Origin of the sequence: Halocatena marina (assembly GCF_023276375.1) — an archaeon.
Classification (GTDB): domain Archaea; phylum Halobacteriota; class Halobacteria; order Halobacteriales; family Haloarculaceae; genus Halocatena; species Halocatena marina.
This window is the reverse complement of the sequence record NZ_JALLPK010000001.1, coordinates 1,880,625-1,903,283: the sequence shown is the minus strand read 5'-3', so window position 1 is coordinate 1,903,283 and position 22,659 is coordinate 1,880,625. Positions and strand designations below refer to the sequence as shown.

The 22,659-nt window shown below is 54.3% G+C and carries 17 protein-coding genes; 7 read left to right on the top strand and 10 right to left on the bottom strand.

What is annotated here, in order from left to right:
* Positions 1-31 precede the first annotated feature (31 nt).
* Positions 32-1,177 (top strand): MFS transporter, encoded by a 1,146-nt coding sequence (locus tag MW898_RS08540; protein ID WP_248906263.1) that lies wholly within the window; start codon positions 32-34, stop codon positions 1,175-1,177.
* 634 nt (positions 1,178-1,811) lie between these two features.
* Here the strand turns inward: MW898_RS08540 and MW898_RS08535 are convergent.
* The 3 genes from MW898_RS08535 to sp36 form a co-directional block, all read right to left on the bottom strand.
* Complete coding sequence (locus tag MW898_RS08535; protein WP_248906260.1) at positions 1,812-2,849, bottom strand: DUF7972 family membrane protein; 1,038 nt, start codon at positions 2,847-2,849, stop codon at positions 1,812-1,814.
* Between the two features lie 542 nt (positions 2,850-3,391).
* Positions 3,392-4,399 (bottom strand): DUF7972 family membrane protein, encoded by a 1,008-nt coding sequence (locus tag MW898_RS08530; protein WP_248906258.1) that lies wholly within the window; start codon positions 4,397-4,399, stop codon positions 3,392-3,394.
* Between the two features lie 62 nt (positions 4,400-4,461).
* Positions 4,462-4,659, bottom strand: a complete 198-nt coding sequence (sp36, locus tag MW898_RS08525) for a Sp36 family protein (protein ID WP_248906256.1) — start codon at positions 4,657-4,659, stop codon at positions 4,462-4,464.
* Between the two features lie 405 nt (positions 4,660-5,064).
* Between sp36 and agl22 the strand changes: the two genes are divergently transcribed.
* Complete coding sequence (gene agl22 / locus MW898_RS08520; protein ID WP_248906253.1) at positions 5,065-6,888, top strand: glycosyltransferase family 39 protein; 1,824 nt, start codon at positions 5,065-5,067, stop codon at positions 6,886-6,888.
* A gap of 240 nt (positions 6,889-7,128) precedes the next feature.
* Here the strand turns inward: agl22 and MW898_RS08515 are convergent, their stop codons facing one another.
* A complete protein-coding gene (locus MW898_RS08515; protein WP_248906251.1) occupies positions 7,129-7,284 on the bottom strand; it encodes a hypothetical protein in 156 nt (51 codons plus the stop codon).
* A gap of 174 nt (positions 7,285-7,458) precedes the next feature.
* On the opposite strand from MW898_RS08515, the gene MW898_RS08510 reads away from it, so the two are divergent.
* Positions 7,459-8,064 (top strand): hypothetical protein, encoded by a 606-nt coding sequence (locus tag MW898_RS08510; RefSeq protein WP_248906249.1) that lies wholly within the window; start codon positions 7,459-7,461, stop codon positions 8,062-8,064.
* Between the two features lie 59 nt (positions 8,065-8,123).
* On the opposite strand, the gene MW898_RS08505 is transcribed toward MW898_RS08510, so the two are convergent.
* Complete coding sequence (locus MW898_RS08505) at positions 8,124-8,753, bottom strand: metal-dependent hydrolase (protein WP_248906247.1); 630 nt, start codon at positions 8,751-8,753, stop codon at positions 8,124-8,126.
* 323 nt (positions 8,754-9,076) lie between these two features.
* Between MW898_RS08505 and MW898_RS08500 the strand changes: the two genes are divergently transcribed.
* A complete protein-coding gene (locus tag MW898_RS08500) occupies positions 9,077-11,383 on the top strand; it encodes a cation:proton antiporter domain-containing protein (RefSeq protein WP_248906245.1) in 2,307 nt (768 codons plus the stop codon).
* 73 nt (positions 11,384-11,456) lie between these two features.
* On the opposite strand, the gene tenA is transcribed toward MW898_RS08500, so the two are convergent.
* The 4 genes from tenA to MW898_RS08480 all read right to left on the bottom strand — a co-directional run bounded on the left by tenA (position 11,457) and on the right by MW898_RS08480 (position 15,972).
* Positions 11,457-12,122 (bottom strand): thiaminase II, encoded by a 666-nt coding sequence (tenA, locus tag MW898_RS08495; protein ID WP_248906243.1) that lies wholly within the window; start codon positions 12,120-12,122, stop codon positions 11,457-11,459.
* A 313-nt stretch (positions 12,123-12,435) separates the two neighbouring features.
* Entirely contained in the window at positions 12,436-13,434 is a 999-nt protein-coding gene (gene pdxA, locus MW898_RS08490; protein ID WP_248906241.1) for a 4-hydroxythreonine-4-phosphate dehydrogenase PdxA, read from the bottom strand.
* Positions 13,435-13,514: 80 nt separating this feature from the next.
* Positions 13,515-14,855 carry a four-carbon acid sugar kinase family protein gene (locus tag MW898_RS08485; protein WP_248906239.1) on the bottom strand — a complete coding sequence of 447 codons (1,341 nt, stop codon included), beginning with the start codon at positions 14,853-14,855 and terminating at the stop codon, positions 13,515-13,517.
* A 211-nt stretch (positions 14,856-15,066) separates the two neighbouring features.
* Positions 15,067-15,972 (bottom strand): dihydrodipicolinate synthase family protein, encoded by a 906-nt coding sequence (locus MW898_RS08480; protein ID WP_248906236.1) that lies wholly within the window; start codon positions 15,970-15,972, stop codon positions 15,067-15,069.
* 263 nt (positions 15,973-16,235) lie between these two features.
* Here MW898_RS08480 and ggt point away from each other — a divergent pair, with 263 nt between their 5' ends.
* Complete coding sequence (gene ggt, locus MW898_RS08475; RefSeq protein WP_248906234.1) at positions 16,236-18,110, top strand: gamma-glutamyltransferase; 1,875 nt, start codon at positions 16,236-16,238, stop codon at positions 18,108-18,110.
* Positions 18,111-18,163: 53 nt separating this feature from the next.
* The gene (gene trxA, locus MW898_RS08470; protein WP_248906232.1) at positions 18,164-18,577 is read left to right on the top strand and encodes a thioredoxin; all 414 of its coding nucleotides are present in this window, start codon (positions 18,164-18,166) and stop codon (positions 18,575-18,577) included.
* 801 nt (positions 18,578-19,378) lie between these two features.
* Here trxA and MW898_RS08465 read toward each other — a convergent pair.
* The gene (locus tag MW898_RS08465) at positions 19,379-21,004 is read right to left on the bottom strand and encodes a BCCT family transporter (RefSeq protein WP_248906231.1); all 1,626 of its coding nucleotides are present in this window, start codon (positions 21,002-21,004) and stop codon (positions 19,379-19,381) included.
* Between the two features lie 421 nt (positions 21,005-21,425).
* On the opposite strand from MW898_RS08465, the gene MW898_RS08460 reads away from it, so the two are divergent.
* Complete coding sequence (locus tag MW898_RS08460; RefSeq protein WP_248906228.1) at positions 21,426-22,604, top strand: M24 family metallopeptidase; 1,179 nt, start codon at positions 21,426-21,428, stop codon at positions 22,602-22,604.
* The last annotated feature ends 55 nt before the right edge of the window (positions 22,605-22,659 follow it).

Sequence of the window (22,659 nt, the reverse complement as noted above, 5' to 3'; positions counted from 1 at the left end):
ACTAAGCCACTCGGTTGGGAACTGCGAGCAGATGGACGAGCGTCGCTACTTTGAGTCGTTTTATTTTCTGTACTTCGCCGCATTGAGCGGCTTTGTTGTGTATCGAAACGCCTACTTCGCTGACATTGGGATGACCGGAGTCCAGATGGGAACGATTGGGTTTTTGCTCCGGGTGGCCGGTATCGCCGCACTTCCGCTGTGGGGGGTACTGAGCGATCGTTTCGGCGCACAAAAGCGGATCCTGTTTGGGAGCGTCGTCGTTTCGGGCGTGCTGGTGCTCGCTTATCCACAGTTTGCGTCGGCCTTCCCGCTGCTCGTGTTCGTCACGGTCGCGCTCGCTGCGTTCCGTGCACCGGTCCGTCCAGTCGCCAACTCAATGCTGCTCTCGGCGGGGTTACCGTACGGAAGCGTCCGCGCCTACGGCAGTATCGCGTTCGGCGTCGCTGCACTCGGAATCGGTCTCGTCAGTTCGCAAGTTGGATCGGTTATCGTTTTCTACTGTTTTGCTGCCGGCATGGCCGCGCTCGCGGTCATCCTCATTCGAATCCCCGTCGAGAGCAAACCACCGACCGAAAGCGTCGGTCTGCGCGCGGCATCGCTCATCAGAGATCGGAACTTCGCTGCGCTGTTAGTCGCCGCATTCTTGATGGGTGCGATGTTCCCTGCTGGAGGCGCGTATCTCTCGGTATACGTCAAGAGCCTCGGCGCAAGCGATGCGATCACCGGACTCTCGGTCGCCGCGAAGACACTTGGTGAAGCGGTCGTTTTTCTCTATGCTGCTCGCTTTACGGCGTCGTATCGTCGTTTACTGATCGCTGGCGCGGCCTGTCACGTCATCACGTTCGCACTCTACGCCTCAGCACCGGCGGCGAGTATCGTCGTCAGCATGCAACTCCTCCTCGGCGTTGGCTACGCTGCGTTCATGCTCGCGGCGGTGAATCTCGCACACGAACTCGCGCCCGAATCGATCGGTTCGACCGCACAAACGTTTCTTACTGGATTCGGTTTTGCCACCGGATCAGGTGTCGGAGAACTCGTTACTGGCCGGTTACTCGATCTCGTTGGCATCCAATCGACGTACGCTTACATTGCCGCAGTCGGCCTCGTTGTCATCGCTGTGAGCGGTCTACTCGATGGCTGGCTCGGTACTGATCGTCAGATCTCGACAGAGAGCTGATCGACTGTAACATCTTCCACTCCTGATCGCTATTCACTCTACTCGCGGTTTCGGTTGTCGACGGCGAGTGTGGTTCACACACTCCCTCACAAAATATTAATAATCTATCTATTTAATGCATATTATATAAACTCTTTAGAAGTACATTCCCGAATTTGATGAGGAACGGTGTTGTGAGTGGTTGATATTCTGATCGTTACTTTGTTCTTAGAACGTAATCAACTGTCCGACCGGCTTACTCTTGCTAATTGTATGGTGACTTTGTGGCTTCTGGCTCTCTCGATAACCATCGGTCTCTTCTTCGATGATTCGGATGGTACTGATCGAGTGCTCTATGTCGTTCGAGTAAATCATCGAAGATAGACTCCCGCGGTTCTGGCAATCAAACCGTCGTCCATCTCTGCCGCTGATCTTCGAGAGAAATGATATTGGAGAGTCCTGATCGATAGGCAAATACTTGCGACGATATACTCAAACTATCGATATAGCGGGTGTGCAGATGGGTTAATTCATTACCGCGATAGCAGACTTGACGGTCGCTGTGCGTGCCCGTTGGAATTGCTCTGATAGATGACTCTCGAAGATAGCCATCTATCTATTGATCGGGCATTTATTTTTGAGTAATAGACCGATTTCATTCTTCATCCCAATCGATACTTTCGCTCCGGTCGGTTTCTCGGAGAATGAACGGACCGATCGAAAGCGTCCGCTTGGCGACGGTCACGATTCGAAGAATGTACGAAAGTAGTAGAATGAACGGTGAGAGTGCAATCGTCGCCGCTGCGCTTGTAACCCAGAGTAGGTTGTCGACACCAGCTGTCGTGCCAGTGATTGTGCCTGGATTTCCCACAAAAAGCACCATTATCGAGGTGACAACGACAGCGGGAACTGCGACGTACAGCAGCGTACGAGAAAGGTCTGCGAGCTCCCACTGGAAATATAGCGTTTTGAAGTGCTCACGAGCAGGACCAAAGAATTTCAGCACCTCGATGAGCCGATCGAATGCCTCGTCGGCTTCATCGGTGAGTCCGTCGGCGTGTTCGTTTTTCAGGCGGCGGGCTTCGTAAATCTTCCACGAGTAGTTGTAATCGAGTGCGGCGAACAGCACCGTGAACGTCCCGAACTGTGCGTCTTCGAGTTGGTTGCTGACTTCCGTTGCGTTCTGAGTGAGGCTTTCGATGTAGGCGTCAGTGTGATCTCGCAGCTGCTCATCTCGGCTCTCGGAGACGGCTTCTGAAAGATCGTTCGCCCGTGCTTGCGTCGCGTCGATGATTGCCCGAAGGAACGCTGACGGCTCCGGTGGGGTGATTGGCGCATCAATCGTATCCTCGACATCCTCGCGGAAGTCCATCGCGCCTACCATGCGCTCGCGTTGGTCACCAACTGCACCAAGTTCTTGTGAAAGTATGAGTTGATTGAGCGTGAGCACGAGCGTTACGCCGGTGATGATCGCCGCGACGTACTCCTCAAAGAGTGTTTCGATTGGATCCTTACTCGTGATCGCCGCCCGAAGCGGTGTCGGATCGAGTATCCCAACAGCGATGAACGAGACGAAGATACCGCCGAGTACGATACTGGCGAGCCGCTCACGATCTGCCCGAAGCAGGATCCATAACTTCGTTTGGCTCTCGTTGATCCGCTCGCGCATTGTGTCGCTCGGTTCATCGCTCATGCTGCTCTGTCCCTTTAATATACATTGCAATTGAGTATCGACAGTCAACACTCTGTCTATCGTTCACGCCTACGTCTGTGTGCACGTTGAAACGTAATCCAGCCATCCCATTAGAAGATGGCGCTCTCTCTGTACCGCTGCTCACCAGATGGTTCGAGTCAGCAGCTGATTTCGATCCTCTTTTCAGGAACTGCGTGGGCAGTCATCTGTCTGTTGAGTGTGATACGACTGATCCTGTCTCGTGACGATAAATCGACTGTAGAAATCACCTAGAATAACGTCAAACATCATTCACATTTCTACACTCTGTAGGAGACACAGCACATCCGGTCGTAATCTCTTCCGTACGCCTTCCCGGGAGAGTTCCTTGTACGGGCGAATCGAATGACCTGTACCTATTGCTTGCTGTTACAAGCATACGTCTGTAACGTAGTGTTTTTTATATGTCATCAGCTAAATTCGGCCAGAAATCCGAGCTTCGGATCCAGATTGGTTCCGCTTGAATCGATTGTTTCACAAACTTATATATCGGCACAGTGTGGTTATCGTTCTGAGGAGCGAAGAATGAGTGGTCCAATAGCGAGGGTACGCTGGGCAACGGTAGCGATGCGGAGCAGGTAGGCCACGAGTAGTAAGAACGGCGTGAGTGTGATCGTAAATGCGATTCCGACGACCCAAAGCAACCGTTCGATCCCGAGGAAGTATCCCGGAAATGAGCTTGGTCCGGCGAACGACAGCATGAATCCGGAAAGCACCAGTGTCGGAACCGCCGCGTACAGAATCAACCGCGAGAGGTTCATCAGCTCCCATTGAAAATACAACGTTTTGACATGTTCGCGTACTGGTCCGAACATCGCAAGGGCTGTATCGAGTTCGGTAAGTGTTTCGGCTGCGTTGTCGCTCAGACTGTCTGCATACTCATTTTCGAGCCGGTCTACCTCGAAGAGCTTCTTCGAGTAGTTATAGTTCAACGACGCAAACAGCACGTCAAACGTTCCGAACTGAGCCCCATCGAGCTGCTCGCTGACTGTCTTTGCGTTCTCAATCAGGCTGTCTGTGAACGTCTCTACGTCCGCAGTGAGTTCTGAGTTCGGTGTATCGTCGACGGCATCCCGGAACGCGTATGCCCGCTCGGTCGTCGTATCGAGGATCGTCTTGAGGAACGCCGATGGGTCAGCTGGCGTCGTCGTTCCAGTAAACTCTTCGGTGTAATCACGAAAATCCAACGCATCACTCATCCGTCTGTGTTGATCACCGAGTGGACCTGTTTCTTGAGCGATGACGAGCTGGCTGATGGTGACGACGAGCGTGGTACCAGTGATGATGCCGCTAATCATCGTCGAAAACATCGTTTCGATCGTATCCCCTGTCCCGATCGCCGCCGACAGCGGCGTCCCGTACAGCACACTCAATGCGAGGTAGTTGAGAAAAATGAATAGGACCAACAACCCGGTGACGATCAGCCGATTGGCACCGAGTAACAACCAGAGTTTGAGACGGCTCTCATTGGCCCGCTCTCTCATGGTATCCGCAGTTGGTTCAAAACTCATCTGTACCCGTAGCAAATACGAGCTATTCACAAAAATCCGATGATACGACCGGTAACGATTCTTCACTCCATCGATTGTGGACGTTTGAAAACGAGATACTTCGTCCCACCGCCGGTGTAGTCGATGGTGCCGGCGAGTTCCCAGCCAGCTTTCCCGAGTTCGTTCAGCTGCTTTGTCGGATCTGCGGCCTCTTTCTGTGTTGCTTCTGTTGGCGGGCGAACTGTTTTGTACTCCCATTGGCTCGACCGATCAGTCGCCATACGAAGAGTAGATTGACGCGGCTGAAGTGATTGTTGCTCGCTACAGGGATCGGTCGTCTGCGCTCGTTTCTACGGGCGTATCAAGCAGAACTGATCCCAATTTAAGAGCGACGGGATGTTCAGCGTCACCGTGCCAGCTTGCACTCACCCATACCAACGATTCGCTGTACCGCCAGTGTATCGACGGTCATATCTGATAGAACAGATTCTCAGTAGATATATCTACGTATGTTGTGCACCGACGATACTAACACGCCGTCTTATCCCTCTCACTGCAAGATAGTCCATGCAACGAAAACTTCGGACGTATTCGGCGGCGAACTGCTGGCACTCGATGCAAATGCTCGATCGATCGATGACCACCAGTATTCCCTCCATCAATTGACTTAGCCACTGATCACAATCATGCTTCGACGACTCACCGCCCCTATTGTCCGCGCCAAGCGACAGGTTGTCAACGATCTCCGTAGCGATCCGTACTTGGCTTATATTCTCCTCCTTGCAACAGCACTCTGTAGCTTCTGGATCTGGCACCGCGTACCGAACTTCGCAACGCGCGATGAGCGTTGGCGGATCGTTGATATCATGGAAGCGATCGGCTTCTCCATCCAAGATCCGAGTGTCGACTCGCTCCGTGACGGCATCATTTTCTGGCGCTCGTACGGCGCGACGTTCTACCTGTATGGGATCGTCCTGCTCCCGCTACTGTGTTATCTCGCGCTTACTGGAGGATTGGAACAGCTCACGGATCTCTCGGAGGCGTGGACGATCGGCCATTGGACGTACTGGCAGATACTACCATCGTGGGTGTGGTCCGTAGCAATTGTCTCTGCCCGGTTGGTTAACGTCACGCTCGCGGTCGGGTGTGTTTATCTCGTCTACCGGATTGGGACGATGCTCCGCGATCGGGCGACCGGACGGCTCGCTGCAACCACACTTGCGCTTACGTGGGGGTTAGTGGTTCTCGCCCACGAAGCTGGTGAAGATGTCCCCGCGCTGTTTTTCTTATTGCTCACGTTCATCTACGCGCTCGCGTACGTGGAGACCGGGTCATCGCGGCGGTTTCTTGGAGGCTGTCTGTTTGGTGGAATCGCTATTGCCTTTAAGCTCACAGCGGGTGTTGGGGTTGTCCTGTTGGCCGGGGCGTACTTGTTACGGGCGCGCCGTCACGGGACTACACCGATGGAAGCACTCTTCCGACCGACAATGCTCGTGAGCGGTGCAGCTATCGGGATCGTCACTGTTTACATCGGGTTTCCAAGCGCAGTGAGTGGCGGCGTCGACGTGCTCTTCGACCGAGTGGCTCGCGGCACGACAGCAAAAGGCTCCTCACACGGATGGCTCCGCCGGCCGTCGTGGTGGTGGCTGCTTCGTGGCTATCTCAACGGTCTCGGGTTTCCATTGTTTGTCGGGAGTCTCGCTGCTGTTGTAGCCGCTTTTGATCGCCTCCGACATCGACAGCGCTCGATCGAAAGTGATGGAATTGTCCTTTCGCTGCTCGTGGTTGGAGCCACCCTGTTAGTATTTTCTCAGTGGGCGTATATCCGTACGCATCACTTGCTGTTGACGGTCCCCTTCCTCCTCGTGTTGCTCGCGGTCGCGTTACAACACACAGCGGTTCAGCGACCAAGACTGGCGCGAGTGGCCACCGCCGTTCTCCTCGTGACGAGCGCGTTCTACACCGGACTCGGTACTGTCGGCTACGCGACGCAACCGCGCGATCAAGCGGCCAAGTGGCTCACTGATCACGCAACGGAAAACGCGACTGTCGAGACGTACGCGACCGATCCTCAAGACGCCGCAGTCCCATACGCGATGACGACACATCGGCCGAATCTCCCAACTAATGATGAATACGAACACATGCTTGCGGAGTGGGTACTCGACATGCCCGAGCGGTGCCCGACGTACATCCAGCTCAATTACCAAACGTCGTTCATGTATCTTGCGCCGGACAATCATAGCGAACGGGCAAGCGATCACTCGAACCCACAAGTGCGTGCGTACTATCACAATCTCCTCGCGGAGAACACGTATCCGTACGAGGTGGTAGCACGGTTCGGGCGAGAACCGCGGTTTCTGCGGACAGCCGAGGCACGACCGGTGTATTGGGAACTCCTCCGAGCTGGGATCTACCCACGTACTAACCAGTACGGTGATCCACAAGACTTCGGCGTCGATCAGTACACAGTGATTCTTGAACGCACCGAAGCGAGCTGCGTCGGGTGAACCGACTACTTTTGTCGTCCCACCAAGTGAACAGCAGGGCACGTCTGTGAAAAATAGCCGGTACCAAGCTGGTAACGTAGCTCTGAACACAACATCATGGGATTGTTAATCGATCTCCGTCTACGAGATCCTTCTGTTAGTAGTGAGATTGCTCATCAAGCAGCAACCGGGGATTCTCAGACTCTTACGTTGTGTGGGATATTCGATCCTCTTACTGATCACAGAGCCGGTGGTAAGGCGCTACTCGCGGTGTGAAGTGCCCCAATCAGAGACACCGAGAACTTTATCACATTCTGGACATGTCCAAACTTTTGGCGTACTCGGTGGCTTGGTTGCTGCTTCGATGCGCTCAGCCCACTCGGTGATGTCGGCTTCGCAATGGGCACACTGTGCCATAGGGTGCATTACGTGCGTAGCATACTTGTAGCATGGTGTGTCAGAGCTTGCCACTATCTTTGTTTGTTTGTTGACATTCAGGTCAGTGAGTAATCCAAACCAGCATCACCGTTTGTAGTATCGTCTCGGCCACAAGACTCATCATAAGATCAGACAGTGAGACTACCTGCAACTATGAGTGGACGATCCTTAGTTGGGCGGCGTGCTTTCTTGAAACTTGCTTCTGCGGCTGGTATCGTCGGAATGACTGGCAGTGCGAGCGCGACAGCATCGGCGAGTGATCAGTCATCGTATCCAATTACGGTCCACGCATTCGATGATGGCCCGTGGGAGTACACGATCGAACACGCCGGCGAGATTCAGAAAGGAGCAGCTGCCGAGGACAACGATACGATCGAGATGTCGATCTCTGGTGATGTGGCCGCTGGAACAATTCATGGGGGATATTACGATACTTTCACCAGCACAGGTCCCGTTTCGCGTCTCACGATCACCGACGATCAGCGCAATCGCCTTCGGATCGAACACGATCTCGACGGCCGCTCTGGTGATCTATACGTGACCGCAGTGGATGGCGAATGGACGTACTACATCTCTGCGCGTGATACCATCTCTCCTACATCTGTCTCAGAGGAGACCGAGACCGAGTATGGATCATCCGTCTCCGGGCACGTCTCCGCGGCAAACGGAGACAGCGAGGACGGATACAACTACACGGAGACGGTCGATTTTATCCACGTGAATGATGCGATCTTCTTCGACCTAACCTTCGGAAACTGAGGACGAGACACGGCAATCGTCTGTGAGAAGACGTCGTGCGGTCCGTCACAGTTCATCAACTATTCTGTCCGCTGGCCCCTGTGAATGGTCCATCGACGGAGCCGTTGCAGACCGGGTGCGTCGTCACACCACCAGACGACAGCTGCAACGCCGCCGAGCACAAGTTGGAGGATGAAAAACGGTGTGAACTCCATCGACATAAACTGGCTGATGAAGCTCATCTCCTCACTATCGAGTGGTGGTCGGGTAATCGGCCAGCCAAGAAACGCGATAAACTGGTACTCGCCCCGCGCGAGTGGCAAGACTGCGTCGGCAACGAGATGTGAGAGGTAGCCGATGCCAAAGGCGATAGCAAGGGAGATGCGCTTTTGTCGCCTCGAAACGAGGAATATGAGCACGATAACGGACGACGCGATCAACAGCGAATGTGCGAATGAGCGTCCAGAAGCGAGGATACCGAACGTCCACGCCAGTGGTTTATCGATGAGATCTGGAAACTGTGTGCCAACCGCGACAGCGAGCGTCGTAGACGCTGTCGGTGATCGTCCGATGCTCACACGCGAAAAGAGCGTATACAACAGATAGCCAACAGCGAGGTGTCCCCAAGGCCACATGGGTGTCTCTATCAGGGCTACCGAGGTACCGTCTTCGATCTGTCGCTTCCCTCTCCGACTCGGATTTCTACTCAAGTGCTCAGATCGGCCATAAAACCTTTGTCGAACATGATCATCATCATATACGTCATGGGGAAATCGTCGTCGCATATCGAGCGTCGATTATTTCTCTTGGGGACGAACGTGGCGTGTTCGGGCGTGAGCTGAGTCACACTACGATCCGACTCATCGTCTCTCTGGGGGCGTGCGCACGCTCACATGCCTACTATCTGCGATAGGCGATGAAACTACTCTGTTTCTGATGGTTTCAACGCTACATGATTACTACAGTGAATTGTATCTACGGCTGGCTTTCCACCCGACCGCAGCTATATCTGGATGAGTGGCGCATTGATGGTATGATCCAGCCAGTCGTTATCGAACCGCTGGACGAGCGTGCATTACTCATTCTGTTCGCTCAGCTGTTCTTGCTCTTGATGACTGCCCGCGGTCTCGGCGAACTCGCGCGGCGAGTGGAACTTCCGGCCGTCGTCGGTGAACTGCTCGCTGGAATCGTCCTCGGTCCGTCGGTCTTTGGAGCACTCAATCCTGACCTGTTTACGACGATCTTTCCGCAACTCGCTGGGTCCTATCACCTAATCGAAGTCGTCTCCTGGTTTGGCCTCCTCATGTTGTTGATCGTCACTGGGTTCGAGACTGATCTCGAACTCATCGCAAGCCGAGCACGACCAGCTGCACTCGTTTCTGCTGCTGGGATTGTGGTTCCATTTATTACGGGCTTTGGATTGGGATACGTGCTCCCGTCCGAATTTCTTGTCGACGAAGGCCAGCGTTTCGTATTCAGCTTATTCATCGCAACGGCAATGAGTATCTCTGCGATCCCGGTTATTGCGAAAGTGTTGATCGACATGGACGCGATCCACCGTGATATCGGACAGATAACGATCGCAGCGGGAATGATCGACGACACCATCGGATGGATTCTTCTCTCGATCGTCGCAGCACTCGCCAAGGTGGGCGGTGATGCAAGTGGTAGTGCGGTGTTGGGGACGGCAGGAGAAACGATTCTCCTACTGATCGTGTTTTTGGGACTTGCATTCACGCTCGGTCGCCGTCTAGCGGACCCAATTATTCGATGGGCGGATACGGCTATCGGTGGTGAGGGTGGAAAGATCACGATACTAATGGTGCTGGCGCTCGGCGTCGGAACGATCACACAGTACATCGGCGTCGAAGCGGTGTTGGGTGCGTTCGTTGTCGGCTTGCTCATCGGGCAGGTCAACCGCTTCGATCAGGCAACGCGACACGTGTTCGAAACGATGACGCTCAGCGTTTTCGCGCCGATCTTCTTTGCCACGGCTGGTCTACGCGTTGATCTCACCACGCTGGCTGATCCCGCTCTCTTTGGCGCAGGAATGATCGTTCTCGGAGTTGCGACGTTTGGAAAATTCACTGGTGCATTCATTGGCGCAAGAGCTGCTGGACTTTCCCGGTGGGAGGGAATCGCGATGGGTGCAGGGATGAACGCCCGCGGAGCAATCGAGATCATCGTTGCGACGATCGGTTTGAGTATTGGTGTGCTCACCATTCAGATGTACTCGATTATTGTTATGGTCGCGATCGTCACCTCACTAACAGCCCCTCCGTTACTACGGGTAACGCTCGGCAAAACAGAGCTTTCGGATGCGGAAGCCGAACGGCTCGACCAGCGAACATCTGATGAACAGAGCTTCCTCGGCACGATCAACCGTGTGCTACTCCCGACGCAGTGCAGTGCCGATTCACTGGTCGCCGCACAGATTCTTGGACACATTACCCGGCATCGGGACATCGATATCACGTGCATGTACGTCGATCAGAGCCGAAGTGAACACACAGAGCGGAGTGGGTCTTCGGTCGTACAGCGAGTGAAGAATCTGGTCCAAGACGTGGTCAACAGCAATCTCCAGCGAAAGGACAATCACGAAGATCGGACCCAGTCTCCCGGTCTTTCCGCAAACCAGTGCTTAGAACAGGTTGAGGCGTCTCTCGCGCTCTCTGATCGACCGAATGGGAGGGTTCGGACAACTACTCGGAGAGCCGACACGAGCGTGAGCGACACAGTGCTTACAGAGGCAAAGAACCGGTACAATCTGTTGGTTCTCGGTATGAGCGATTCACCGCGAGCGATCAGTCGGCCACTGTTGGGGACAGAGATCGATCGCATCCTTCAGGTGACGCCATGCCCTGTCCTGACCGTCAGTTCAAACGGTGCGTCGAACGAGGGATCGGTCGAAGCGCTGTCGATTCGTCGCATCCTGCTTCCGACTGTCGGCACACAGTACAGCCGACACGCTGCTGAGGTGGCGTTTACGATCGCAACCGCTCAGAACGCAATCGTTGAGGTCATGCACGTGGTCAGCCGTCCTCACGCAGAGGAAACCTTGATTGTGCCGGACGTCTCTGAAGCGATTGAACTCGGTGAGGCGATCGTCGATCGAGAAGCCGAACTCGGACGGCAGATGGGGGCCGAAGTGCTGACACACGTCTCTGTCGGTGATCGACCCGAACACGATATTCTCACCAGAGCCACCAACAAAGAGATCGATCTAATAGTCATGGGCAGCGAAATACGACCGACATCCCGTCGGGCATTTCTCGGGCATCGAGTAGAACATATCATCGAGAACGCCTCATGTCCTGTCGCGGTGGTGAGTTCGGTGTGAACGGCTACGATCGAGTGCCTTTCAGACGTTGGGACAGCCGAGGTTGAGTGGAATATATTGAATGTATTGCTGGTTACACTCCCCATTCTTCTTCTCGCCACGCGGCGTCCCAGAATCGATACTCATAGCGCGCTGACGTGACGAACAGCTCCTGATAGCGCTCACGATCGCGTTCGGACGCGCCGGCGGCCACGTCGTCCATCAATCCCTTACACCAATCGGTGAGTTCTGTGAACTCCTCACCCGAGTACATATCGACCCATTCGGCGTATCGATCGTCAGTCGGTGTCCCCCGCACAGCGAGGCGTTTTCCCGTTTCGTTGAACCCCCACATACAGGGGAGAAGCGCGGCTACGATATCACCGAACGTGCCGAGTGCTGCTGTGCGCACGAGAAAATCCGTGTACGCACGCGTCGTCGGCGACGGATCCGTCGCTTCCAGTTCGGCCTCGCTGATCCCGAACTCTTCGGCGTAGGAGCGATGCAGATCCATTTCGACGGTGATTGTCGAGTCAAGAAGATCGGCGAACGTCTGCATCTGGTTGATGGTGGGTGCTTTCGAAGCCCCAATGGCGAACAGCCGACTGTATTCGATCAAGTACACGTAATCCTGCCGAACCCAGTACCGAAACGGCGCTTCCTCGAGTGTCCCCTCACCGAGTTCGCGGACCATCGGATGGTCGAGGATTGCTTCCCAGATCTCGTCTGCTTCCGCTCGAATTTCGTCCGTGAACGTCATACGCGTGGAGTAGTCAATTGATCCGAAAAGCGTTGTGATGGGCGCGAAGATGACCACTGACAACAACTCATCTCAGGACTCTCTTGTCAGTCGTATACATATTAAAAGTAGTTGCTCACAGAAGAAGACGCACTCGAACGGAGCAGTTCTCAGGCTTCACGATATATTCTCGGAATATGACTGTCTGTCTGCAGTGAAGAATCTTCCACACCAGTATGAAATTTGCTCCGATCGCATCAGATCATCTACTCCGTAACACTGTCAAAACATTCTGATCAGATCACGGAACACCATTGCTATTTGATAATTTGTCTCAATTTTGTGCTAGCTTCACAGCAGTTCGAACAGCGTCGATCATGCTCTGTTCGGATGCAATACCCTCACCTGCAATATCGAACGCTGTGCCATGGTCTACACTCGTCCGAACAATGGGGAGGCCGATGGTGAGATTGACGCCGCTGATCCCACCTTCGCTCTGGAATCCGAGCATTTTGATGGGGATGTGCCCTTGATCGTGATACATCGAAACGACACAGTCGTACGCGCCCTGACTCGCGCTCACGTACACCGTGTCCGGTGATTCTGGTCCGAAGGCTCGAATCCCATTCTCGCGAGCCTGTTCGACGGCTGGTTCGATCTCTTCGAGGTCACGATGTCCAATCAGGCCGCCATCACTCGCATGCGGGTTGAGTCCCGCAACAGCGATTTTGGGTGTTTCGATGCCGAGTCCGAGGAGTGCCTCATTGGTGATCTCGATTGTCTTATAGACGTTCTCGGTCGTCACTCGTTCGACGGCTTCAGAGAGCGGGACGTGGGTGCTGACGTGACTGACGCGGAGAGTGTCCTCAATGAGCATCATCGAATAGCGTTCGGTGCTTGTGGCCTCGGCGAGAAGCCCAGTGTGACCTGCGTGTTCGCTGCCAGCCCGATTCGTCGCCTGCTTGTTGATCGGGGCCGTCGTGATGGCGTCGATGTCGCCTGCTGTCGCAAGGGCAATGGCACGGCGAATGTACGCGAGACTCGCCCGACCGTACTCCGCTTCGACGCGTCCGTACTCGAACGTGTCAATACGACCAAGATCAAGGACCGAAATCGTATCGGCTTCGAACGAGGCCGAATCAACGCTATCGACGGAGTCGATTGTGAGATTACTTTCACAAACACAAAGTGCGTCTCTCAGAACGGTCTCATCGCCGATGACGATCACGTTTGCAAACGAGTGTATCTGTGGATACGCCCTGACGATCACCTCACTACCGATCCCGGCGGGATCACCCATCGTGATTCCAATGAGTGGTTGCTCGGAAGCCATCGTCCGCACGAGTGTGCCCAATCACATTAAGACTGGCTTCCAACGCTCAAAACACGCGAGCAGCGATTTGAAACAGCGTATCACCCGTTGTCATCATCATTACTGTCATTGGTATCGGTACCGCTTTCCTTGAGAGCCGTCATTTTTGCGCCAAGAGCGGTCAGACAGTTCACGATGGCGTCATCGCTTCCGAAACCACCTGCCTTCGTAGCGAGAGCTATCCGACGACCGTCCCGTGCTGTTGCTGTTGTGAGTGGTACCGTCTGCTCGACAGACTCTGTGCCCAGTTCGATGGCATCGATCTCGAGCGTTTCGAAGACCGCTCCTGCCACGGTTCCGCCAGATGCGAAGACGGCGTCCGGTGGGTGTTCGGTCCACAGTGACGATACCGCAGTTATCAGCGCCGTCAAGATGGTGTTTCGTACGCTTTCACTCCCGATTTCGTGCGTTTTCCCGTGGTCGAGGGCAGCGGTCACGTCTGCGTTCGACACTGCCGACGTGATGACAGCGATTCCATCGCTGTGTAGTCGGTCGCGGGCAGCGCTTGCGAGAACAGTGCCTGCACCCGTCGGATCGTCGATCGCTCGTTCGATGTCCAATGTCACGATGAATTCGTCGGGGACACGGCGTAGTTGATCGAATGTTCGCTGATTTGTACTTCCAACGACTCCGAGAACGCGATCGGCGTTGACTGTTTCGGTCACGTCAGAGGAGGTTGTCGTGGACGTGGGCGCTGAAACACGCTGTCCAAATGCTGCCCCGAGACCAGCACTACCAACGTAGAGCGGTGTCTCTTCGAGCCGACGCCCGGCGTCCACGATGGTGTGAAGGTGAATATCGGTCGCTGCGTCGAAGCTAACAACAGCATTCTGTACCTGCTGGATCTCACGCAAGCGTGTCGCGACGGCCGTCGAACCACTGGCGACAGTCTCGATTGACACGTGAGCAGTGGGATACTCAGATTCGGCGAACAGGGCGGTCAGTGTGGACTCTGTCGGTGGGTTTTCGCGCTCCTGTACCGCTGGAGCTTCGGACACCGGGATGCCGTCAACAAGGTGGTACCCTCCAACCGTGATTCGTCCCATAGCCGGAAACGCGGGCGCGACAAGAGCAAGAGATGACGGTACTGCCGAGAGCGCTGCATCGATCTCTGCGGATATATTTCCTCGGAGCGTCGAATCGACCTTCTTGTACGTTTGAGTGGCCAACACCGTAGAAACCGTGTCCCGAACTGCCGCTGTGGCAGACTGAGGATCACTCGTGCGAGTGTCTGTGTCCACAACGAGTACATCCGCGTCGGGTCGTCGCGTCGAATGCGATGGAATGACGACCGTGTCGAGACCAGCTGTGGCGAACTGCTGACCGGTGTCGTTTGCTCCCGTCAAATCGTCGGCGACAACGAGAGACGAGTATCGAGTCATTGTCCAGTGTTGACCGCCATAATGAATAAGCCATACTGGATCCGAGTAGGAACGTCAGATTTCTGTTGCAGTATTCGATGAATCAGGCACTCAGAGACTCCTCGTCCCGAAACCGAGACGTTGTGGATTGTCGATTCACTCGAATGATTCGTTACAGTCGTATGTGTGTAACGCACACAGAACTCTCGACGTAATCAAAATTTTCGTCGAGTTAGGAAGAATCGTTTGTGACAGCCTCGACAATGGCTGCAATATCGGCTTGTGCCGCCGCATCAAGAGTAACGAGTGGTGGTCGAACCGCTGTCGAGTCGATGACACCACGAGCAACGAGTCCCGCTTTACTCGCCGGCGCGAAGCCGTGCTCGATACACTTCTGGAAGAGTGGAGCGATCTGATTCGCGTGAATCTCGTGGGCCGTCTCGATGTCGTTGGCGTTTGCGGCGTCGATCGCGTCGACGAACGCTTCGGGAATCACGTTCGAAAGCGCGTTGATTCCCCCTGTTGCGCCGAAGAACAGGGCGGGAAGTAGATTGCTATCATAGCCTTGGAACAACTGGAAATTCGACGGCGTTCGACGGACTGCTTCGGTGAAGTAGTTCAAATCACCACTCGAATCCTTGAGTCCGACGATACGCTGGTGGTCCGCGACCGCTTCGAGAACATCAAGATCGATGCTGGCACCGGTGCAGGCCGGTATGTTGTAAAGATACACCGGAAGCGGCGAGTTGTCGGCGATTCGTTCGATGAACGTCCGGTATCCAGCTGGATCGTTCGCGGTGTGGAAGTACGGGAGTGTAATCAATGCTGCGTCGGCTCCGATGTCCGCAGCTATCTCGATACGGGACCGTGTCCCTCGGATACTCGTGTCAGCCGTTCCGGCCACAACCGGAACACCATCGGCAGCGGCGACCGTTGTTTCGAGAACAGCCTGGTACTCCTTGGAACTGAGACTCGCAAACTCGCCCGTCGTCCCGCACGGAACGAGGCCATCGATGCCTGCTGTAAGCGTTTGTTCGATGATTGCGGTGAGACCAGCGTGGTCGACACCACCGTCTGTAAAGGGCGTAACGAGCGGGCAGAGTGTCCCATCGACGTCGAATTCGGCAGTCTGTGGCATTGTTCGCCAATACTCGGGCGAGGTATTATATCTTGTTTAACCCGCAATAAGATGGTCTCTGGTGTACCCACCGGAAATGACTTCACGCATGCTTCCTCCACTCCGAGAGTACTCTATTCTGAGCAAATAACATAGAAAATTAGAAAATATCAATTTAATAGTATTATAACTATACCGTCTGGTATACCGGGAGAATAGCCCCATAAACTTCGTATTTAGAACTCCGATAGATTTAATGTGTGGAAGTGAGACAGGAACATGTCATGACAGCAAACGAGGACGGTGGCGAGGACAGACACGAGGATCAATTGACGGTGGACGAACGAACGGCGACCACGTATCGACGGACGTTTCTAAAAGGATCGGCCGCTGCGCTTGGCGCGAGTGCGATACCCGTCTCTGCCGTCCGAGCGTCTACGGAGGATGGCAACAATGATGAACGGCGGCGAACACCGGACACGGCTCGGAGTTCGGAAGGAATGGTCTCGACTGTCCATCCCCAAGCAACTGCGGTCGGAGTCGACGTGCTCCAGAATGGTGGAAATGCGATCGACGCTGCGGTCGCGGTTCAGTTCGCACTGAACGTAACACAACCCCACGGCTCGGGAATCGGTGGTGGCGGATTTATGCTCGTCTACGTCGCCGAAGAGGACGAACTCTACGCTATTGACAACCGTGAGCGGGCACCTCTCGGGGCAACAGCGGATATGTTTCTGGACGATCAAGGTGAACCGATCCCGTTTGAAAAGCGGATCACGCTCGGTGAAGCGGTCGGAGTGCCAGGAACTCTCAGAGCGTGCGATGTAGCTCTCAAGCGGTTCGGAACGCAGGAACTCTCAAAGCTGATTACACCGGGAATCGAACTGGCAAGTGGTGCTTGCCCCGTCACAGTTGATGAACACCTCGCAAGCGTGATTCAAGAGGAACAGAGCAAATTCAACGACGCTGCTCGGTCGGTGTTCACTCCCGGTGGGACTCCGCTCAAAGCGGGTGAGACGCTGGTCCAAGAAGACTTAGCCGAGACGTTCCGGCAGATCAAAAATAAGGGGATCGGTGCGTTTTACGGCGGTGAAATCGCCTCCGCAACCGCTGGCGTCGTACAGAAACACGGCGGCAGCATGACTGAGAAGGATCTCGCTAGATACAACGTCACGATCGATCACCCGGACGTTGGGGAGTATGGAGATCTGACCGTTCGGACACAGTCACTGCCGAGCTCGGGTGGATTGACGATTGCGCAGATCCTTCAACTGCTTGAGAAGCTCGATCTCCGTCAGTACGGCCGACGATCGCCAGAGACCTATCACGCACTGATCGAAGCGTTCCATCTGGCGTACGCCGACCGCGGCGAGTACATGGGCGATAAAGCGCTCGTCGACGTACCGTGGCAAGGATTGCTAGACGAGGAGTACGTCGATCAACGACGCAGCCTGATCGACTTCGAGAGCGCTGATCTTGCTGGCGTCGAACCAGGGAATCCGTGGGACCACCAACCCGGTCAACCGTACCGAATCGTTGCCCAGAATGAGAGCAACACGGCACCAAGTGAACGCACGAATCAAAAGCGTGCAGCGAGTTCGCTACAGAGCGATCTCGGTCAGACAACGCACTTCACTACCGCAGACAGCGAGGGGAATCTCGTCTCGTGGACAAGCACTATCGAACAGTTCTTCGGAACGGGGATCATGGTTCCCGACCACGGATTCATGCTGAACAACGAACTGACGGATTTCGATGCAAAACCGGGTGGACCGAACGAAGTCGAGCCCACAAAACGACCGCTCAGCAGCACAAGTCCGACGATCGTCTTCAAGGACGGAGCGCCGTTCATGACGGTCGGCTCCCCCGGTGGAAAGACCATCATCACGACAGTTGCACAAATCATCCTCAACGTCGCGGAGTTCGGCATGAGTCCCGCAGAGGCCATTGCAGAGCCACGTCTCTACGACGACGTTGACCCGGAAGTGATCTGGGAACCTGGATTGCCATCAGAGGCCCGCCAGCAGCTTCAAGCACTCGGCCACGAGTTTGCCGACGAGCCGATGCCGCTCGGGAACGCTCAAGCGATTTTCGCACAGGACGGTGCGTATCTCGGGGTGGCCGACGGTCGCCGCGATGGATCGGTCGTCGGGCTGTAGAGGATTGCTCCTGTGCTGAAGAATTAAGATCGTCCACCACATACCAGAACGTGATGACTGAGAATCGATCAATCGATGAGATCCGCGAGCAGAAACTCGCGGAGCTACAGGAAACACACGAGAACGACGGTGTCGGCACTACTGACAGCCCCTCCGATCCGATCCACATCGAGGGGCAATCGCAGCTGACGGACGCCACAGAAACGCACAGGGTTGTCCTCGTTGATTTCTACGCAGATTGGTGCGGTCCATGTAAGATGATCGAGCCAACTGTTGAAGAAATCGCCGCCGAAACCGATGCAGCAGTCGCCAAAGTCGACATCGACGCTAATCAGCGCCTTGCTACCGAATTCAGTGTTCGAGGGGTCCCCACACTGATCTTGTTTGCCGATGGAGAGCCAGTAGAACAACTCGTCGGGATGCAGAACAAAGCAGCACTCATCGACGTTATCGATCAGTACAGCTGATCCTGCGATGATTCAACAGACTGCTCGATTCTCACCAGTTTACGAAGGCACGATGTGAGCGAATCGAACGCAGATCGTAATGCTCCTCGATCGCTGATCTATTACCTTTGTTATCGTGGCCGGACGATGCGAGATGAGAGTGTCCTATATGACACTATATAGTAAATAAATCCACAATCTCTGGTTCATCTGCCATAAGTAGCAATAAAAAAGATATTATTGAATCTAGTAGTATGTCTGTCCTTGAATCGGAATGCTGTCTCAAGTAGTTTCTAATTTTCACCATTGATATATCGATATTTGATCAGGAATACACGACGAACGAACTGACGGCTCGGATTAGATCCATTAAGCCATACAGAACTGGATATGCACTATCTCTCTAACTGTTTTGACTGCAACTAGTACCTCGAATATCCAATCAGAATATAACAATCTTAACGCATGATCGCGGTGAGTCGATCTCTTGAACGCTTCGTATTCAGTACTACAAACAATCTAAATCCACTTAATTCGTAAACTGTAATAGGAAATTTTCATATCTCGGTGATTGTCATGCATTATGATGGAAAATTTATATACACGTATTCGCTGTCAGCTGGATCTGTCTTCTAGCCGTGTGATACGTGAAAACTGTCTGCGTTGTTCGAGTCGATGCTCTGGCTTTTAGCGCGAGTCATTCGTTTGGGTGTATTCAGCATAGAGTCGCTACCAGAGTAATAACACACCCCTCAAACCAAGCAGTGTCGAGAAACGATAGCGGGTGTGCCGAACAATCACAGCACGCTCCACTACCGAACGTCAATCATCGTTTGGTTCAACTTTCTGTTGGTGCTCCGTCGTTTCCTTTTCCGACCACCCGAAGATGACTGTCTCCTCTTGAAGGAGAAGATTTCCATGCTTCTTCCGAAACGACCGTATTAGGCCGACACAGGCGACGAGCCCGACGATTGCAAACGGTCCTCCGGTGATGATCGCAGCCATCTGGAGTGCATCCACACCGCCGATAACCATGAGGATAGAGGCGACCAAACCCTGCAGCACTCCCCAGAAGATGCGGTTGCCTGCAGAGGGCTCTTCTTTCCCGCCCGTAACCATCATCGAGACGGCAAGCGTCGATGAATCGGCGGACGTGACAAAGAAGGTCATCACGAGGAGTAAAAAGAAAAAGAGGAAAATCGATCCGAAGGGCAGAGCACCGAAGAGCACGTACCCGGAGACAGATTCACCGAGACTTGGGTTTTGGATCGGCCCCAATAGATTTGCAGCACCGCTGTTTTGCAACTGGAGACCGGCCCCTCCGAGAACAATAAACCACGGAATCGTCGCCATTGCGGTTGCACCAATACCAGTAAAGGCAACCTCGCGGACACTCCGACCACGAGAGATCCGCGCGATAAATAGGCCTGCGAACGGCGACCACGCGAGTGGCCACGCCCAGTAAAAGACGGTCCACGTGTTCGCCCATTCGCCGCCTCCGGCAACGTGGGTGAACAAGCTCATTTTGAAAAAGTCGCCGATGAATCCAGCCATCGCCTGCGTGCCGACTTGAAGAATGGCCCACGTCGGCCCAACGATGAGTGTGCCGATCATCAACACGCCGAACAATGTCATATTGAAGTTCGAGAGCCGCCGGATTCCGCGGTCAATCCCTAAAACCAACGAAGCGGTGAAAATGACCGTCATGCCTGTGATGACTCCGATGGTCAAGAGGTCGTTCAGTTCAATCCCCCATCTGTAGTTAAGGCCGGTGAGAAACTGGCTCCCAATGAATCCGAGCGAAGTTGCAACGCCACCGAGCGTAGCGAACACCGCGAGGATGTCGATGATCGTTGCCCAGTAACTATCTTTGATGCTGTCGGCACCGATGAATGGAGTGAGTACCGAGGAGACGCGGAGGGGTGCATCGTGGTTGTAGACGTAGTATCCGATACCGATTCCCATCACGGTGAAGCAGGACCACTGGGTGAGTCCCCAGTGGAACAGCGAGTACTGCAGCGCGATCGGCATTGCGGCTGTTGACTTCGCTGGTACGTCGTACAGCGGCGGAACGGATGCGTAATGAATGAGTGATTCAGCCGGTCCCCAGAAGACGATTCCGGCCGCAAGACCCGCAGAGTACATCATCGTAAAGTACGAAAAATAGCTGAATTCCGGTGGCTCGTCACCAAACCGGAGATTTCCCCACGGACCAAAGATGAGGAATCCGAGAAAGAGGACGAAAAAGAGCATGATGACAAGGAACGCCCAATTGAAGTGCGCAAGTACGAGGTCATTTGCTCTCGTGACGATGTCTCCTGCTGTCTCAGGTTTGTACGCAAAGATGGCGACGAACAACAGCGTGATCCCCGCACCGAACGCAAAGATCACCGGTTCGATTTCTTCGACGAATTCTTCAAGCGGGCCTTGATCGTTCGATTGACTCATTGATACTGTGCTGTGGAACGTGTCGTTCTCACCCGATACGCTGCTCCCGGCGAAACGAGTGATCTGTCTGTATCGGTGCCTTGAATTCGTCGTTGTTCTTGCAACGCCTCTCCGGATCCGTACTCTCCGTTTTGTGTCTGAGTCATGTGTGTTTCAGTTCCGTTAATTATGCTATACGGTACCACTCGTCCTTTCGCTTGGGTTAGGTGGTATTAAATGTTGTGCTTTTCAGAATCGCATGTTGACACATGATGAGACGGATTTTTCTTCAGAGTAATTGCTGAGCAGCACTGAACTGGAGAGATGGGCCCGGACAGCGAATATGAAATTGTACTATTTGTTATTTTATAGCGATGTATTGTTGTTTCATGTACAAAAAACATTTATACTGTCTTCGCACATTTTCAGGTGAGAATTCAGCATGTCTCAGGCGGTGTTCGACAGCAGCGAGTACGACCGGCGCATTGCCCGAACGAAAGAACGGATGGCAGAAGAAGGACTGGACGCAATCATCGTCAGCGATCCGGCTAACATGAACTACCTCACCGGCTACGATGGCTGGTCATTCTACGTCCATCAAGGGATTGTGGTGACCCGGAACCGAGACGAACCGATCTGGGTGGGCCGCGAGATGGACGCCAATGGAGCACGGGCGACGACCCGTCTTTCCGAGGAGAGCATTCGAGCCTACAGCGACGACCACGTACACTCTCCGGTTGATCTCCATCCGATGGACTTCTTCGCCGCGGTATTGGAGGATCTTGGCGTCGACGACGGTCGCGTCGGTCTTGAGATGGATGCCTACTATTTCACAGCGAAGTCCTACATACGTCTACAAAAGAACCTTCCTGTGGCCGAGTTCGAAGATGCGACGCTCCTCGTCAACTGGGTGCGCGTAAAGAAGTCTGAACAGGAACTCGAATACATGCGCCAAGCCGCCCGGATCTCCGAGAATGCAATGCAGGCGGGGCTCAACGCTATCTCCGAGGGAGTTCCAGAGTACGAGGCGGCTCGATCGATCTACACAGCTCTCATCGACGGAACGGACGAGTACGGCGGAGACTATCCGTCTATTGTCCCGTTGATGCCTTCGGGTGACAACACCGGCACACCGCATCTTACGTGGACCGATCGTCAGTTCGAGCGTGGCGACCCAGTGATCATCGAACTATCGGGCTGTCGACACCGGTATCACTCGCCACTCGCCCGAACGACATTCGTCGGTGATCCGCCAGCAGCAGTTGAGGAAACCGCAGACATCGTCGTCGAGGGAATTGAGGCTGCACTGGATGCGGTCGAGCCCGGCGTCACCTGCGAAGCTGTCGAGAAAGTGTGGCGAGATACCATCGCAAAATACGATGTCGAAAAAGAGGACCGTATTGGCTACTCTATGGGTCTCGGGTATCCGCCCGATTGGGGCGAACACACCGCGAGCATCCGTCCCGGTGACGAAACCGTACTCGAAACGGATATGACGTTCCATATGATTCCGGGGCTGTGGTTCGATGACTTCGGTGTCGAACTCAGCGAGACGTTCTGTGTTACTGGGACGGGAGCCGAACCGCTCTCTGAATTCCCGCGCCGTCTGTTTGTCGCTTGACCGCAACAGACGACTCACGACCGACAGAGACACCTATCGCACGCGAATCGTCGAA